The following is a 13557-nucleotide window of genomic DNA, read 5'->3' as shown; positions in this document are numbered from 1 at the left end:
GTTCATTATGAGTGTGCACGTTAGGCGTGGAAACGGGGTTTCGGTGATTACTTGCACGAATCGTCCGCTGTTTTTCAGAAACTTAATCGCCAACTTCAGAAGGCAACGGTACAAAGCAAAGGAGCTTATCATCGTATTAAACAAAGACAGCATGAACCTGGCCAAATACCGCCGAGAGGCTTCCCCATTTTCGAATATCAAAGTTTATAAAAGGCCGGAAAAGCTTTCATTGGGCAGTTGTTTGAATTACGGAATTGGAAAAGCCCAATATTCAATCATCGCCAAGTTTGACGACGATGACTACTACTCGCCCAATTATTTAAAAGAGCAGGTAAGAGCGTTGCATCGTACAGGGGCCGGAATCGTCGGAAAAGGAGCTCACTTGAAATTTTTTGAAGGAAAGCGTCTCCTCGTCATTACAACGCCTTCTCGAAAAAATAAATTCGTGAAAGATGTGGCCGGAGGTACGCTGCTGTTCAGGAGACGATTATACAGACGCATTCGTTTTGCTTCACGGACTCTCGGAGAAGATACAGATTTTATTCGGAGAAGCCGCGCTAAGGGGTATAGACTGTTCGCCACTTCGCCTTACAATTTCGTAGGCATTCGAAGAAAAAATAAAAATAGCCATACCTGGAAAGCAAGCGACAAAGCGGTGATGAAAGGAAGCGTGTTTGTTGCAAGAACGGTTCGCTTCCGCAAATGGGCGGATCGGCGGGTATGAACCCCTTGTTCGATTTTGCCGTCCACGATAAGTTCCGTCGGGATGCTGTGTATTGGCTGAACGGTGATTTGTAGATCCTTTTTCGTCGCAGGCTGCAGCTCTTCTTTTCTCAACACGCTTAGTTTCCATCCGGTTCGAGAATCGCGAATTCGACTTCTGTGGGGGAGAAGACGTCCCTATTCCGAAGCATCATGCATAAATCGTCGATGTTGAGGTGTTGCTTAGCCAACGCCTTCTCCAGAATCTTTCCTTGTTTGATCAGGATCGTAGGCTGGCCATCGAGAATCTCGCGCGTTTTAACTGAGCGTAACCCCATCAATGCGATAATGAACGCCATGAGCGACCACAGGATTAGGTTGGATATTCCTTGCAGCAGCGTGATGTGGTTGTTGACGATGATCTCGGCGGTGGTGGAGCCGAGGGTGATGCCCGTAACATAGTTGAAGAACGTGAGATGTCCGACTTGTTTTTTGCCGAGCAGACGAGTCAATACAAGCAAAGCAATGAAGGACGCTGCCGTGCGAAATAGAATTTCTCCATACGTCATATGCCGAAGCCCCTTGCCGTTTTATTAACCGGTTGTTTCCATTATAAGGATAGGCTACGGATGAAAATTTTATGAGTTCCTATATTATGCAACCAGGGCATCCGAAATGGATGCCCTGGTTTTCTCTTCATCCATCTCAGGAAACAGCCCGATCAAGCGCATAGCGTAATTGAACGACGCCGCTGCCGAGTGGCTTGCAGTCCAGCAGTTGTACATGTTTGTATAGGTAGTTCTCTTTGTCGATTAACAGATTCAATCCTCTGCCTTCCATCACAGGCGCTACATTAAAAATCACTTCGTCCACAAGATCTTGGCCCAGGAAGGAATTGTGGATGTCCGCACCGCCGCTAATCAGAGCGGTCTGATGACCTTTCTGTTCCAGGTATTTCAAGGCTTCCTCCGGCGAGCTTACAACCGTTACTCCTGGGATTTCCGTTGCGCTCTTAGAGACGACAACGATATCGATATCGGCGAAGGGTCCTGGTCCGCCGTTGCCGCGCATGCCTTCAAATGTCCTACGCCCGACAATGAAATTCCCTGTTGCTTTGACTTGTGTAAAGAAGTCATCCAATGCTTCCTTTTTCGGCGGATTTTCAGGTCCGGATTGTGCGTAATTGCCGTTAGCGGTTAATGTTGCCCATAGTACTGTTTTCATTGTTATATTCCTCCTAATATTCGGTTCGATAATGTTCGGATAGCGGCTTGGGATGTTTTCCCTTGGCTTGATTTCATCATAAATGGCGTATGGCACTTTTGAAAAGCAGTTACATTTAAGTGCAATAGTTTCAAAAAAATGAACTATTGGTAACAGCGCGGATAGATCCAGTCTGGCGTAGCTTGGGGCCATACGAAAAAGACCCCTCAACGGGGTCTTTTTACGATTACGTTATGTCCGAAAGAGCTCTAAGACGCAGGAGCTTCTCGTTTACGCTCATTGTGATTGTCTCCCCAAGCACACATCACTTCTGCTACGGGGAGCAATGTTTTGCCATATTCACTAAAGGAGTATTCTACTTTCGGAGGGTTGGTGGGATACACAGTTCTTTCAATGATGCCTTCATGTTCCAAGTCGCGAAGATGCTGTGCAAGCATCTTCTGGGAAACATCGGGGATGAGCTTCTCCAGATCGCTGAATCGCTTAGCTGACTCCGCCAAATTCCACAAAATCATCGGCTTCCATTTTCCGCCCATGACATGAATGATGGTCTCTATTGGACATTCGCGCTGATGAATCAATGATCGATCAGTCCCTTACTTATTAGTAAGTGCATTACTTTAAAGTGCGTTCTTAACAGGATGTTACAACCGCTATACAATGAAGTCAATCAGATTGAACATAAGAAGGAGACAATCCATGTATAATTACCTACTATCCGTCCATATCATAGCCGCAGTGGTAGCTATAGCCGCAGTCATCTGTTACCCCTTAATCATGAGCGGCGCAAGGACAGTGGGCCAGGCCAAGTTCGCGCTTGGCTTGCTGGAAAAGGCAGCGATCCTGCCCAAGCTCGGTGGCACGCTGTTGTTTCTTACGGGTCTTGTGTTTGGCTTCCAAGAATCCTCATTGTTCCAAGAACTGTGGTATGTGGCGTCGATTGTCTTATTCTTGGTCATAGTGATCATCTTTGCCGTACTGCTTCCTGCCGGTATCAAGCAGCAGCTTAAGCTGCTGCAGCAGACGCAGAGCGACGATCTGCCCGAGGCGTACCGACTGAGCCGTAGACGCTCCTTCTGGCTGGAAGCGGTCGCTAATCTCGCCGTTCTCATCTCGATTGTGTTCATGGTTTTCAAACCATGAGACCAGTCGTTCAAGCTGACCCTCTATAAATGGTCAGTTTTGTTTGTTTTAAAGGGGCCAAATCGTTAATAAATCAACATTGCAGTAAAGCAAATGCCGATCCAGGCGACTGTAACTGAATTTCACTAATTACACACGCAACCATAATGGATTCTTGCAATCGGCTTTGTCTAATGTCGCCCAAGTCAACAATCGTGGACCAACCAAGGTCTTTAAGAAGAGTCTGGGCCTGATTTTTGGATGAAGGGTTGTTTCCAGATACAAACATAAGAGGTGTCCCGTCATTGAACTTGGGATCGACCATAATCTTGTCGTTAACGTTATTCAGCGTTTTAACAACATGACTTTCCGGCAACAACTGTTGGACGATTTCTCCTGCCGATGTATCGACAAGCTGTAAACGTAGTCCGCCATCAAAATGAACGGCATTGCTGATATCAATGACTGTCTTATTTTTCCAGTAGATAGGATTAATGGTTTCAACCACATCTTTTAAGCAGGACCATGGAAGGGCTACAATAATGAGTTCACCAAACAGCGCTGCTTCATTAAACGATGTAATATCCCCGGATGCCCCTACTTCCTGCTTCCAAGTCAAATGTTTAGGATCGTGAGGCTCACGACCGCTGATCGCGACGCAATGACCTGCTGCGACTAATCCTTTGCCCAAAATCTTGCCGACATTCCCCGCCCCAACAATACCAATATTCATTCGGATCACCCTCTCCCTTCTACAGGTGATTATATGGACTGTAAATCATGAGTACAATTAGGCACTTTTTAGTATCCCAACCGCTTGCTTAAGCGATGGTATATAATGTTAGAAAGGGGGTGGGAAAATATGCCTGCCCAACTCAATGAGTGCCCGGTAGAGGGCGTGTTATCGATGTTAGGCGGGAGATGGAAAGTACGAAAAAAATACTTACAGAGCAGCTTCGTGAACTTGAGCGAGACGGAATAGTGGAAAGGAAATCGTATCCGGAACCAAGACCAAGAGTAGAGTATAGGTTGACTGCGGCAGGACGATCCATGATTGTATTTCTGGATAAGATGAGCGAATGGGGCGAGAAGCATATCTTTTCTAAGCCGTAGAATAAATTTCCCCAGGAGGATCTTGATGCTCCGAAGCCGAGATCGCACGCAAGTCAGGTGGCTTAAAGCAAGATTACTCACAGATAATCTGAGAAGCTTATTGCGCGGCTGGTTGTTTCGAATGACTACTCGTAAGGTTAATGCTGATTATGAGCTGGTGAATTGCGCGGTCCTCTCTGAATCTATTATCCAGATGTCACGCTGGGAAGGGAAAGATGAGATTAACGCCCGTCGCTTCCATAACATGCATACTGCATGTACTCTCTTGGATGACGTATTGATCGAACCAAACCGGGTATTTTCCCTGCGCAGGTTTTTTAAGGACACCTCGGGTAAGCTGGGGTTTCAAGAAGGCCCGGTTATTGTTAACGGCGAGGTTGTCTTTTCCAACGGCGGCAGCGTTTGTGCGGTTGCTACTTTGATTTTCGATGCGGCATTGAAGGCCAATCTTTCTATTCTTGAGAAGCATAATCATAGCACCGACATGTGGGGAGATTCACGTTTCATTCATCTCGGGGGAGACGCAGCCTATGTATATGGTCGCAAAGATCTTAAGCTCTTGAATTCGCATGATGGTGATATTGTCGTAAAAACGGCCTTTGATTTTGACAGCTTACAGTTAACTTGCCGCCTCTATTCGCCAGTCCCTCTCGCGGGAACGGTCAGGATTGACAATGAAATAATTCAAGAAATCCTGCCTCGCGTCGAAGAAGGGCACAAGTACCGCAATGGCTGCATGGTGTGGACACGCCGGTATTTATGCCCAGATGCAGGTCAAGAAAAATTGACTTATTCGAAGAAGGAAGTCTATCAGCCTTTTCGCCTAAGCTAACGTTCAAGAATGCAGCCATTTACGCACCATGTTCGCTATGAGCACGTCCGTATCTTGATCCTGATAGCCCCGTCCGAGGGAGAGTTGTTCGATTTTTTCGAGCAACTGCCCCACCCGAGCCCCGTCCGAGGGAGAGTTGTTCGATTTTTTCGAGCAACTGCCCCACCCGAGCCCCGTCCGAGGGAGAGTTGTTCGATTTTTTCGAGCAATTGCCCCACCCGAGCCCCGTCCGAGGGAGAGTTGTTCGATTTTTTCGAGCAACTGCCCCACCCGAGCCCCGTCCGAGGGAGAGTTGTTCGATTTTTTCGAGCAATTGCCCCACCCGAGCCCCGTCCGAGAGCGAGTTGTTCGATTTTTTCGAGCAACTGCCCCACCCGAGCCCCGTCCGAACACAGGCACACGTTTTTCGCAAGCGATTGCCCTGTTCAGGCCCTCTGCTATGTTTTACAAATAAAAAACCTTCGATTATGCTTGTACCAACAGGATATTTTAGGCAGGTCAGGACATTACAACTTACTCAATAGGGGGACAAGCGGATGTTAAATAAAGCTCTAGTGGTCGGGGATGTCATGCATGAGTGGGCGGGGACGCGTCGGCTGTTAGAAAATGTGCCGGATGAACATCTGGGTTGGAGACCGCACGCGAAGTCGTTTGCCCTCGGGGAACTGGCGACGCATCTCGTCAACTTATTGAATTGGCAACTGAGCATTCTTCGCGATCCGGGTATTGACCTGGCGATCACGTCTTCTCGGAGATCTGCGTTAACGAGTCGCGAAGCGCTGTTGGGCGAATTCGACACGAACATTAGGGAGCTCGATCGGGCACTGGACGCCATTGACGAAACGGCGCTGTCTTCGGACTGGACTCTTCGTCGCGGAGATACCATCATGGTCGTCCAGCCAAAGGCGATTGCATTCCGCACGATGGGCATGAGCCACATGGTTCACCACCGTGCACAGCTTGGCGTGTACTTGCGTCTGCTCGACCAGCCGGTTCCTGGCGTTTACGGCCCGACCGCCGACGAACTCGGCAAGTAATCTTAGCCAAGAGACCCGAGATTAGCTCTCGGGTCTCTTGTGCTGGAAGCAGCCCTTTTCCGGCACGCCCTCTTGCCTTTAGTAGCGGCAGTATTATCCGTTACTTGGCGGACTCTCCCCTTCGAGGTGAGCATAGCGGCGATTTTTTCCGGTGGGGAAACGCCATCCGAAAGTACATCGTTCGTTATGCCGTCGTAGTTTTTTTGCTGCCATTACTCGCGAAATAAGCCTCTAACTGATCCGCCGGATTCATCACGGAATGGCCATGACAGACTTCCAACCGAGCGGGATGCAGCTTGCTTACGATCTTGCTGCTTTCCAGCACTTCCTTCATGTTCGGCGTAAAAAGCGGTTTGCGAAGTTTGCCCTTCTTGGAAGAGAACAGATCTCCCGCGAGCATGACGCGATCCTTCTCGTGGTAGAAGACGACATGTCCTGGCGAATGTCCGGGCGTAAAATAAGGCGTTAAGCTTCCGATGGATTGTAAATGCCCTTGCTCGTTTTCGTTGAAGATGCGAGTCATCCCCCGTCCCATAGTCGCGACCGGTTTTTTGCCTGCGTGATAGGGCAGTTCGCCTTCTAGGTAGGGAAGTTCTTTGCTGTGCGCGAACACGGGGACCGGATGTTTTCTCAGAATCGCTTTGAGCGCTCCGACATGATCGGGATGCCCGTGGGTGAGCACGATTCGCTTCAGCGGGCCGGCTTTCAGCCGTTCGATGAATTTCAGAATGCCTCTGGTCATCAGCGATATTCCCGTATCGACCAAAGTGACGCCATCCTCCTCCACGACTACCCATACGGTAATTGGGATCAGCACCCACGTTCTCAAGCTCCAGATGTTTGGCGAGATTTGCGTTGCAACCATTTTCATCATCCTCCGTTAGTCATTTTTAATTTGAATCCGTTAAGAAGTGCGTCAAAAGCGGTCTCGAAAGTTGAGCTTAGGCGGTCCATGATGTCCGTCAGAGGCTCTTCAGTATGAGAGTACGTGCTTACGATACCGTGCAGCATAAAGAAATAAATTCGATTGAATTGCAGTAAGCGCTCCTCGCCCAGCGGCAAGGGAAGAACGTCTTGAAGCACTTGGCCGAGCTGTTTGAATAAGGCAACGCGGGTCTCGTTAATTTCGAGATCCTGCTGCTCTTTGTCCACTCTTTCCCCTTTGGCAATAAAAACAACCGAGTAAATGGATCTGTGTAACAAGCAGAAGCGGATAAATCTCATGCTCATTTCAATGAGCTTTGTTTCTGGCGCCAATTGGCTTTGTGTGACGAGTTGTTCGAAGTTTTCTTTCAGTTCGATTAAGGGAGGCATGGACAGTGCATGCAGAAGTACTTCCTTATCCTTAAAATAAATGTAGATCGTGGTGTGGGAGCAGCCTGCTTCTTTGGCGATTTCTCTCATCGCCACGCCATCATAACCTCGATCGGCGAACAGCTTTCCCGCCGCGGACAAGATGGCTTGTTTCGTCTCTTCGGAACGGAGCTTCTGTCTGGTCATCATGATGGCAACCCTCGATTCGGAATATTTTTATAACCGCCGGTTACAACATAACCACTGGTTACAATATAACCGTTGGTTACATTTGTGTCAATAAAGTTTTTCCGTTACACAGAGACGTCAACATCTCCCCATCTCCTGGAAGGATTCTCGGCCCTTTGTGTTGAAGTTCTTATGTTCTGGAGAATGAAATTCATTCTTTATTTGGTTTATCGTTTGCGTTCGAACTGGAGGATGAGCAAGTTGGCTATGGCGGCAGGATGGCTGCGGAAGTACCAAAAGTGGATAAAGTTCCTGATTCCCGCTGCAATCATCGCAGTGATCTATCTTCAAGCCCGCGACGTGATGCACGGCATTCGGCCGGAAGTCGCGGCGCATCTCGTGCTCAAGTTAACGTTTCCCGACCATGTCCGGCTGCTTGCAACGAGTGTGATTGCGGTCTCCCTCATGTGCGGTTATGACTTCATTCTTACCAGGATGGCCGGCTATCGCTTTCGTATCGTCACCCTATGGAGGGTGGGCTGGATCGCAAACAGCTTCAATAACCTAATGGGCTTCGCTGGTCTGACAGGCTCTAGCCTGCGCCTGATGTTATATCGCAAACGCGGGGGCCCCGCGGAAATGTTTTTGCCGAAGCTCATCTTCCTATCTGCTTCTATGCTAACAGGGCTTTCCGTTCTTTCCTTCTTCGCGTTGATCAAACCATCGCCATTGCGAGCCGAGTTCCCCCTCCTGATGATTGCCGCTGTGGCCATTGTCTTATACTTGCCGACGTTCGCCGGAATTTCGAAGATTCCATGGATAGGAAGGCGTATAGGATTAGAAGAAAAAGTCGGATGGCTGTACATCGGCGGCGCCGTTGTCGTCTCTGTCTTGGAATGGTTCGGGGCAGTATGGGTATTCTGGAACGCGTGCAATTTGCTGCATATCAATCTTTCTTTTCAGGAATTGGCAGGATTGTTCGGCCTAGCTTCCGCCGCCGGCGTGATCAGCATGCTCCCTGGCGGAGCAGGTTCCTTTGATCTGGTCATGCTGGCAGGCTTGTCGGCTTACGGAATCGGCGCCGACCAAGCCTTGGCGGTCATCCTGGTATACCGGGTTTTCTATTACTTTATTCCCTGGTTCATCGGCTTGATGTTGGTAGCCGTGGAATGGATCCCTCAACGCGACGCCGTGGCGGAGGAATTGCTCAAGCCCGCCTGGAGGAGATGGCAGGCGCTTTGGAACTGGCCGGGAACACGGGAGTTGATGGGCGGGGTCGGCAATGTTGCGCTTGCCGCTCTTGTCTTCAGCAGCGGATTCGTTCTGTTGATGTCGGCGGCCGTTCCAACGTTCCTTCATGGATCGCACGTGCTTACCCACTGGGTCACCTTTCATACGATGAAGGTATCGCACCATTTCACCGTGTTGGTCGGGCTAATGCTGATCGTCCTGTCGACGGGAATCCGCAAACAAGTGCGGAGGGCATACTTCGCGACGTTGGCTATGCTTGCCGCCGGCATCATGTTCTCCCTGACCAAGGGAATGGACGTCGAAGAAGCGATCTTCCTGGCCCTGGTGTTGATCTTCTTGTGGATGTCCAAGGACCGGTTCCGCAGAAAAGACGTCGTGCTGACCAAGCGGTCGCTGCCCGGGCTATTGATTACGACCGCTTCGATGACGGTGCTGTATATCGAGGTCGGTTTGAATACGGTGCCAGATGCACCCGCGCGCTTCTATCGTCATATGCCCTACCGCTATCTCATTACCGAGCATGAGCACTTGCGCAGCGGTATTATCGCTTTGTTCTTGACATGGATTGCGATCTTCGCATGGTTGCTGCTGCGTCCGGGAAGGCCTGTCGCCAAGCCGCCCGATGCGCTCCAACTGCTCAGCTTGCGACAGTGGCTGGATAAGCATCAACAAGGCAATTATGTCACGCATCTCTTGTTCCTTGGCGATAAGAACCTGTTCTGGAGCAAGGATGGCAAGGCGCTTATTGCCTATCGTCGAACGGGCAAAGCTCTTGTCGCTTTAGGAGACCCGATCGGCGAGCCCGATTCCATCCGCCAAGCGGTTCAGGAATTCTGGCAGTACGCTGATAATCACGCATGCATACCGGTCTTCTATCAAGTACGCCCGGAGTATTTGCCCCTGTATCACGAGAACGGGTTTCGTTTCTTTAAGCTGGGGGAAGAAGGGATGACGGACGTGGGCGCCTTTCAACTGACGGGGCGCAGCAAGGCGGATTTGCGGGCGGTCAAAAACCGCTATGAACGGGAAGGCATTCGTTATGAAGTGATAGAGCCTCCGTTTTCTTCGCTGATTCTGGATGAGTTGCGTGCAATCTCGGACGAGTGGCTGGAAGGTCGGCAGGAGAAGGGCTTCTCGCTCGGGTGGTTCAAGGAATCCTATTTACAGAGTACGGGAATCGCGTTGCTTAGGGACCCGTCCGGTCGAATACTGGCTTTCGCCAACTTGATGCCGGGATACGACGACAAACAATCGATCTCGATAGACTTGATGCGCTATCGTCAGGATGCTCCGAATGGCATTATGGATGCTTTGTTCCTGCATTTGCTGGAGTGGGCGAAATCCGAAGGGTACCCTCGTTTTAACCTCGGCATGGCGCCCTTGGCGAATGTCGGAGAATCGACATTCTCCCATAAGACGGAGCGCTTAGCCCGCGAGATTTATCGCCGAGCGAACCGATGGTACCGCTTCTCGGGAATTCGTAAATATAAAGAAAAATTCGACCCGAACTGGGAACCGCGATTTCTGGCGTATCCCGCGGGAATCTCCCTGCCGTATCTGATGTGGAGGATTACACGCATGATTGCGAAAACTCCGCCAAGCGGCGAATAAGGGCCAGTCAGCGCAATATTGGAGGATTTAACAGCACCCGGTCATCCTGCCGAGCTTCTTGCTCCAGCAGGCCGGGTGCGTCGCGTTTTAAATGCTCGTCAAAGAACGCAACGACGTATTTCAGAATCGTTCGATGACTCTGGTGTGGGTTTGGCGCTTTGGCTGCCCATTGCGTAATCGGCGAGTACAAATACTTGTCTGAGAAACTCGTATGAGACGCGCCATGTAATTGCAACACTTGTCCGCCTTCGGCCATCGCTTGGGTTCTTCTGCGATGGAAGTCCGCTACCCAACGGTCATAAGTCACCTTCGACATCCCTGCGTCGGACAACTGTTTGCTGCTCGGTTCCGGCAGACCCATCCGGTTGACGTATTTATCGGTGCACATCCATAGAAAGGACTGTTCTGCGGAAAGCGGCGTCTTGTCATCCCCATAAAAGGAACCGTCCATGCTAATCCCCGCTTTAAACCTCTTGTCTTTGCGGAGGGCAGCAAGCGCATTGTCGCCCCCGAAGGAATGGCCGATAACTCCTGCTTGTTCCAAATTCAGCCGATGGGTGAACTGTCCTTCTGGGTCATTCGCATCGAGTTTCCCGAGCTGATTCAACACAAACTTGTCGTCTTCCGACCATACGTCTTCGATGATGCGATCCCAGGCGGGAAGGTCAAATTCCGAAGGCGACGGCCCCATGGTTTCCACGCTTCCATCGGGAAATGCAGCCGCGGGCGTGCCGTACGTATGCTCGATTGCAACGACCACATAACCTCTGCTTGCCAGCCCCGTCACTAAATAATGATAGGCAAAGCTGAATCCTGGCCAGCCGTGGGATAGGATAATAATCGGGTATTTGCTTTGACTATTGGACAGGCCGCTTGCTAAGTAGGTATGCGTCCGGGCAAGGCGAAGATAGTCCAGAACAAAGGAAGGGATGTGCCACTTTTGTTCTGCGTAGCGGCTCAATGCGGACAACTCGGGAATATAAGGCGCTTGCTTCATTCCGCTCTTTGTTTGAGCCGGATACCAGATTTGGACGTTTAACTCCCGATAACGGTCCGTCTTGCCTGGAGTCTGTTCCACTCGGTTGCGGTCGGTCCAGTGGTAGACGATCGTGCCGACTGGGTTATCCCCTGAAGGGGTTTCCAACGAAGGTACGGGCAGCAAGTAAGGAATCATCCAGCTTATTAGTAGTAATCCGACCCCAAGAGTCCATCTCAAGCGGCGGGGGCCGGTCGCAACGGAGCGGGACGACGTTCCTTTTACGATCCGCAACGCGGCTTTCGAGAAGGCCCAGAGAACGAATAGGTACGCGGGAACCATCTGCCAACGGTAGCCCTCAACGATCAAGTGGACGATCAGAGGGACAGGCAAGAGGAGGCAAAGGATACGCAAGAGAGTACTGGATCGATTCGCCATGATGGCTATGACGGTCTGCATCATTAGAAGTACGAATTCCCAGTCCCTCATTGATTCGATGTTCCTTCCCTTGGATAAGGATGTGTAATTCCATTATAATCGTAAAGGATGTTTTTCAAAATCGGACCAGAACTGTACGCACATCTTATAGAGGAGTAAATCATGACTACACAACAGCGTAAGATTACTTTGGCCGTAACCGTCGTCTATACCCTTATCATTCTTTATTTTCTGTTTCTTGCTTTCGGCAGAACAGGAACCGTAGACCGAGTGAGCAGTTACACCTTCATTCTAGTACCGGACAGTTTCTTCAGGGTGCCAAACCTGTCAGATCTTCTTCATCCTACTCTGATGGACTTGGTTGATATTGGAAATATTGCAGCATTCATCCCGTTTGGCTTGTTGATTCCTTTGCTATATCGAATCAGCTTTATTAGATTCATTACCTTGTTCATCCTGTCTATTCTCATCATCGAAACCATTCAGGCACTCTCATTGCTCGGCAGCTTTGATGTGAATGACGCCATTCAAAACTCGCTAGGAGCAGCGCTTGGATTCGGAGCGTACAAGCTTGGCTTTCGCACCTCAAATATCAGGAGAAATATTTTCGTTACGGGCATTTCCGCTGTTGTTCTTATGATCGGGGTGTGGGGAGTGTTCGGGATTGCGGACAAGGCATTTACCCAAGAATTAGGCTCCTTCGTCGCGCTTAACGAACTGAAAGATAGCAGCGGGAATACATCCACGGGAACGAAACCATACCCTTTCAAAGTCGGCGGTCAAGACGTAGAACCCCAATATCATGTTTATAGCACCGAAGGCAAAAGGATTGAAACCTACACGTATACGATTGACAAAAAGGAGCTTTATTTCTACATGAATTACGGAATCCCCGATCAGGAGGAGTTTCAGGGGAGATTAACGGTTTCCGTCGATGGGCATGAGTACCTGTCTACGTCTGCGGAACATCAAAGTCGCGAACCGGAGATGTTCGGCCTTTATCTCGAACATGCGAAGGAACTCACGATTACGGTTGAAGGAAATGAGAAACTGTGGGATGTTGGATATAGAGAGATGAAATTTGTTTGGAATTAGAGAATTTCAAAAGAAGTGAGGGATCTTGATGTCCATAGTGAGCTTACTGGCTTCCCAACTAGGTCGAAACGATGAAGAGCCGAATATTGAACTGGCGCATCGGTTAGCTAATGAGGAAGATCATGCAGGGATAGAGGAAATTATCGAGAACCTTGCTTGCAAGAATAAAGCCATCCAGCATGATTGCATCAAAGTCGCGTACGAGATCGGTGAAGTTAAACCCGAGCTCATCAGCAAGTATGCGCAGACTTTCATCGAGCTGCTAACAAGCCGCGATAACCGTTTGGTGTGGGGCGGCATGACGGCGTTGGCAACGATTGCTGAGGCCGCGTCGGAAACGATGATGGCTCATCTTAACACCGTGCAAAGAGCGATGAAGTTGGGCTCGGTGATTACGGTGGATAAAGGCGTTGTAACGCTTGCGAAGCTGGCAGCCGTCAGTAAGAGCAACAATGATGAGGTTTTCCCCTTCTTGCTTGATCACCTGGCCAACTGCAGATCGAAGGAAGTTCCACAGCACTCTGAAAGCACGCTTGTTGCCGTAACAGATGATAACAAAGAGGACTTTCTAAGTGTCTTGCGTCGAAGAGAGCCAGAACTAACCGCCGCCCAGCTGAAGAGAGTCAAACAGATTTATAAGAAGTTAGGTTAGTTAGCGATATCGCGGATTAGCT

15 protein-coding genes are annotated in these 13557 nt (G+C 49.7%); 8 read left to right on the top strand and 7 right to left on the bottom strand.

Going from position 1 to position 13557, the window contains the following annotated elements; all coding sequences use genetic code 11:
• The first annotated feature begins 7 nt into the window (after nucleotides 1-7).
• Entirely contained in the window at nucleotides 8-724 is a 717-nt protein-coding gene (locus ACFPOF_RS27455; protein ID WP_378138586.1) for a glycosyltransferase family 2 protein, read from the top strand.
• Between the two features lie 118 nt (nucleotides 725-842).
• Here ACFPOF_RS27455 and ACFPOF_RS27450 read toward each other — a convergent pair whose 3' ends face one another.
• From ACFPOF_RS27450 to ACFPOF_RS27440, 3 genes are all read right to left on the bottom strand, one after another.
• Complete coding sequence (locus ACFPOF_RS27450; protein WP_378138585.1) at nucleotides 843-1271, bottom strand: DUF421 domain-containing protein; 429 nt, start codon at nucleotides 1269-1271, stop codon at nucleotides 843-845.
• A 136-nt stretch (nucleotides 1272-1407) separates the two neighbouring features.
• Nucleotides 1408-1926 carry a dihydrofolate reductase family protein gene (locus ACFPOF_RS27445; protein ID WP_378138584.1) on the bottom strand — a complete coding sequence of 173 codons (519 nt, stop codon included), beginning with the start codon at nucleotides 1924-1926 and terminating at the stop codon, nucleotides 1408-1410.
• Nucleotides 1927-2174: 248 nt separating this feature from the next.
• Nucleotides 2175-2507 (bottom strand): winged helix-turn-helix transcriptional regulator, encoded by a 333-nt coding sequence (locus ACFPOF_RS27440; RefSeq protein WP_378138583.1) that lies wholly within the window; start codon nucleotides 2505-2507, stop codon nucleotides 2175-2177.
• Nucleotides 2508-2625: 118 nt separating this feature from the next.
• On the opposite strand from ACFPOF_RS27440, the gene ACFPOF_RS27435 reads away from it, so the two are divergent.
• Nucleotides 2626-3069, top strand: coding sequence for a DUF2269 family protein (locus ACFPOF_RS27435; RefSeq protein WP_378138582.1), 444 nt, complete (start codon nucleotides 2626-2628; stop codon nucleotides 3067-3069).
• A gap of 73 nt (nucleotides 3070-3142) precedes the next feature.
• On the opposite strand, the gene ACFPOF_RS27430 is transcribed toward ACFPOF_RS27435, so the two are convergent.
• Nucleotides 3143-3781 carry an NADPH-dependent F420 reductase gene (locus tag ACFPOF_RS27430; protein ID WP_378138581.1) on the bottom strand — a complete coding sequence of 213 codons (639 nt, stop codon included), beginning with the start codon at nucleotides 3779-3781 and terminating at the stop codon, nucleotides 3143-3145.
• 149 nt (nucleotides 3782-3930) lie between these two features.
• Between ACFPOF_RS27430 and ACFPOF_RS27425 the strand changes: the two genes are divergently transcribed.
• From ACFPOF_RS27425 to ACFPOF_RS27415, 3 genes are all read left to right on the top strand, one after another.
• Nucleotides 3931-4161, top strand: a complete 231-nt coding sequence (locus tag ACFPOF_RS27425) for a winged helix-turn-helix transcriptional regulator (protein WP_378138580.1) — start codon at nucleotides 3931-3933, stop codon at nucleotides 4159-4161.
• 121 nt (nucleotides 4162-4282) lie between these two features.
• Nucleotides 4283-4993, top strand: coding sequence for a VanW family protein (locus ACFPOF_RS27420; RefSeq protein ID WP_378138579.1), 711 nt, complete (start codon nucleotides 4283-4285; stop codon nucleotides 4991-4993).
• Between the two features lie 536 nt (nucleotides 4994-5529).
• Nucleotides 5530-6030 carry a DinB family protein gene (locus ACFPOF_RS27415; RefSeq protein ID WP_378138578.1) on the top strand — a complete coding sequence of 167 codons (501 nt, stop codon included), beginning with the start codon at nucleotides 5530-5532 and terminating at the stop codon, nucleotides 6028-6030.
• A gap of 184 nt (nucleotides 6031-6214) precedes the next feature.
• On the opposite strand, the gene ACFPOF_RS27410 is transcribed toward ACFPOF_RS27415, so the two are convergent.
• Nucleotides 6215-6895 (bottom strand): MBL fold metallo-hydrolase, encoded by a 681-nt coding sequence (locus ACFPOF_RS27410; protein WP_378138577.1) that lies wholly within the window; start codon nucleotides 6893-6895, stop codon nucleotides 6215-6217.
• A 5-nt stretch (nucleotides 6896-6900) separates the two neighbouring features.
• Nucleotides 6901-7533 carry a TetR/AcrR family transcriptional regulator gene (locus ACFPOF_RS27405; RefSeq protein ID WP_378138576.1) on the bottom strand — a complete coding sequence of 211 codons (633 nt, stop codon included), beginning with the start codon at nucleotides 7531-7533 and terminating at the stop codon, nucleotides 6901-6903.
• Between the two features lie 231 nt (nucleotides 7534-7764).
• Between ACFPOF_RS27405 and mprF the strand changes: the two genes are divergently transcribed.
• Nucleotides 7765-10374, top strand: coding sequence for a bifunctional lysylphosphatidylglycerol flippase/synthetase MprF (mprF, locus tag ACFPOF_RS27400; RefSeq protein ID WP_378138575.1), 2610 nt, complete (start codon nucleotides 7765-7767; stop codon nucleotides 10372-10374).
• A gap of 7 nt (nucleotides 10375-10381) precedes the next feature.
• On the opposite strand, the gene ACFPOF_RS27395 is transcribed toward mprF, so the two are convergent.
• On the bottom strand, nucleotides 10382-11839 hold the full coding sequence (locus tag ACFPOF_RS27395; RefSeq protein WP_378138574.1) for an alpha/beta hydrolase family protein: 1458 nt from the start codon (nucleotides 11837-11839) through the stop codon (nucleotides 10382-10384).
• A gap of 111 nt (nucleotides 11840-11950) precedes the next feature.
• Between ACFPOF_RS27395 and ACFPOF_RS27390 the strand changes: the two genes are divergently transcribed.
• Both ACFPOF_RS27390 and ACFPOF_RS27385 read left to right on the top strand, forming a co-directional pair.
• Complete coding sequence (locus tag ACFPOF_RS27390; RefSeq protein WP_378138573.1) at nucleotides 11951-12883, top strand: VanZ family protein; 933 nt, start codon at nucleotides 11951-11953, stop codon at nucleotides 12881-12883.
• A gap of 28 nt (nucleotides 12884-12911) precedes the next feature.
• On the top strand, nucleotides 12912-13535 hold the full coding sequence (locus ACFPOF_RS27385; RefSeq protein ID WP_378138572.1) for a HEAT repeat domain-containing protein: 624 nt from the start codon (nucleotides 12912-12914) through the stop codon (nucleotides 13533-13535).
• The last annotated feature ends 22 nt before the right edge of the window (nucleotides 13536-13557 follow it).

Origin of the sequence: Cohnella soli, assembly GCF_042655525.1 — a bacterium.
Taxonomy (GTDB): Bacteria; Bacillota; Bacilli; order Paenibacillales; family Paenibacillaceae; genus Cohnella; species Cohnella soli.
This window is presented reverse-complemented; position numbering and strand designations above follow the sequence as displayed.

Excerpts from the sequence above, each read along its gene's own strand:
- ACFPOF_RS27455 (WP_378138586.1), top strand. The coding sequence starts at position 8 with ATGAGTGTGCACGTTAGGCGTGGAAACGGGGTTTCGGTGATTACTTGC.
- ACFPOF_RS27450 (WP_378138585.1), bottom strand. The coding sequence starts at position 1,271 with ATGACGTATGGAGAAATTCTATTTCGCACGGCAGCGTCCTTCATTGCT.
- ACFPOF_RS27445 (WP_378138584.1), bottom strand. The coding sequence starts at position 1,926 with ATGAAAACAGTACTATGGGCAACATTAACCGCTAACGGCAATTACGCA.
- ACFPOF_RS27435 (WP_378138582.1), top strand. The coding sequence starts at position 2,626 with ATGTATAATTACCTACTATCCGTCCATATCATAGCCGCAGTGGTAGCT.
- ACFPOF_RS27430 (WP_378138581.1), bottom strand. The coding sequence starts at position 3,781 with ATGAATATTGGTATTGTTGGGGCGGGGAATGTCGGCAAGATTTTGGGC.
- ACFPOF_RS27420 (WP_378138579.1), top strand. The coding sequence starts at position 4,283 with ATGACTACTCGTAAGGTTAATGCTGATTATGAGCTGGTGAATTGCGCG.
- ACFPOF_RS27415 (WP_378138578.1), top strand. The coding sequence starts at position 5,530 with ATGTTAAATAAAGCTCTAGTGGTCGGGGATGTCATGCATGAGTGGGCG.
- ACFPOF_RS27410 (WP_378138577.1), bottom strand. The coding sequence starts at position 6,895 with ATGGTTGCAACGCAAATCTCGCCAAACATCTGGAGCTTGAGAACGTGG.
- ACFPOF_RS27405 (WP_378138576.1), bottom strand. The coding sequence starts at position 7,533 with ATGATGACCAGACAGAAGCTCCGTTCCGAAGAGACGAAACAAGCCATC.
- mprF (WP_378138575.1), top strand. The coding sequence starts at position 7,765 with ATGAGCAAGTTGGCTATGGCGGCAGGATGGCTGCGGAAGTACCAAAAG.
- ACFPOF_RS27395 (WP_378138574.1), bottom strand. The coding sequence starts at position 11,839 with ATGAGGGACTGGGAATTCGTACTTCTAATGATGCAGACCGTCATAGCC.
- ACFPOF_RS27390 (WP_378138573.1), top strand. The coding sequence starts at position 11,951 with ATGACTACACAACAGCGTAAGATTACTTTGGCCGTAACCGTCGTCTAT.
- ACFPOF_RS27385 (WP_378138572.1), top strand. The coding sequence starts at position 12,912 with ATGTCCATAGTGAGCTTACTGGCTTCCCAACTAGGTCGAAACGATGAA.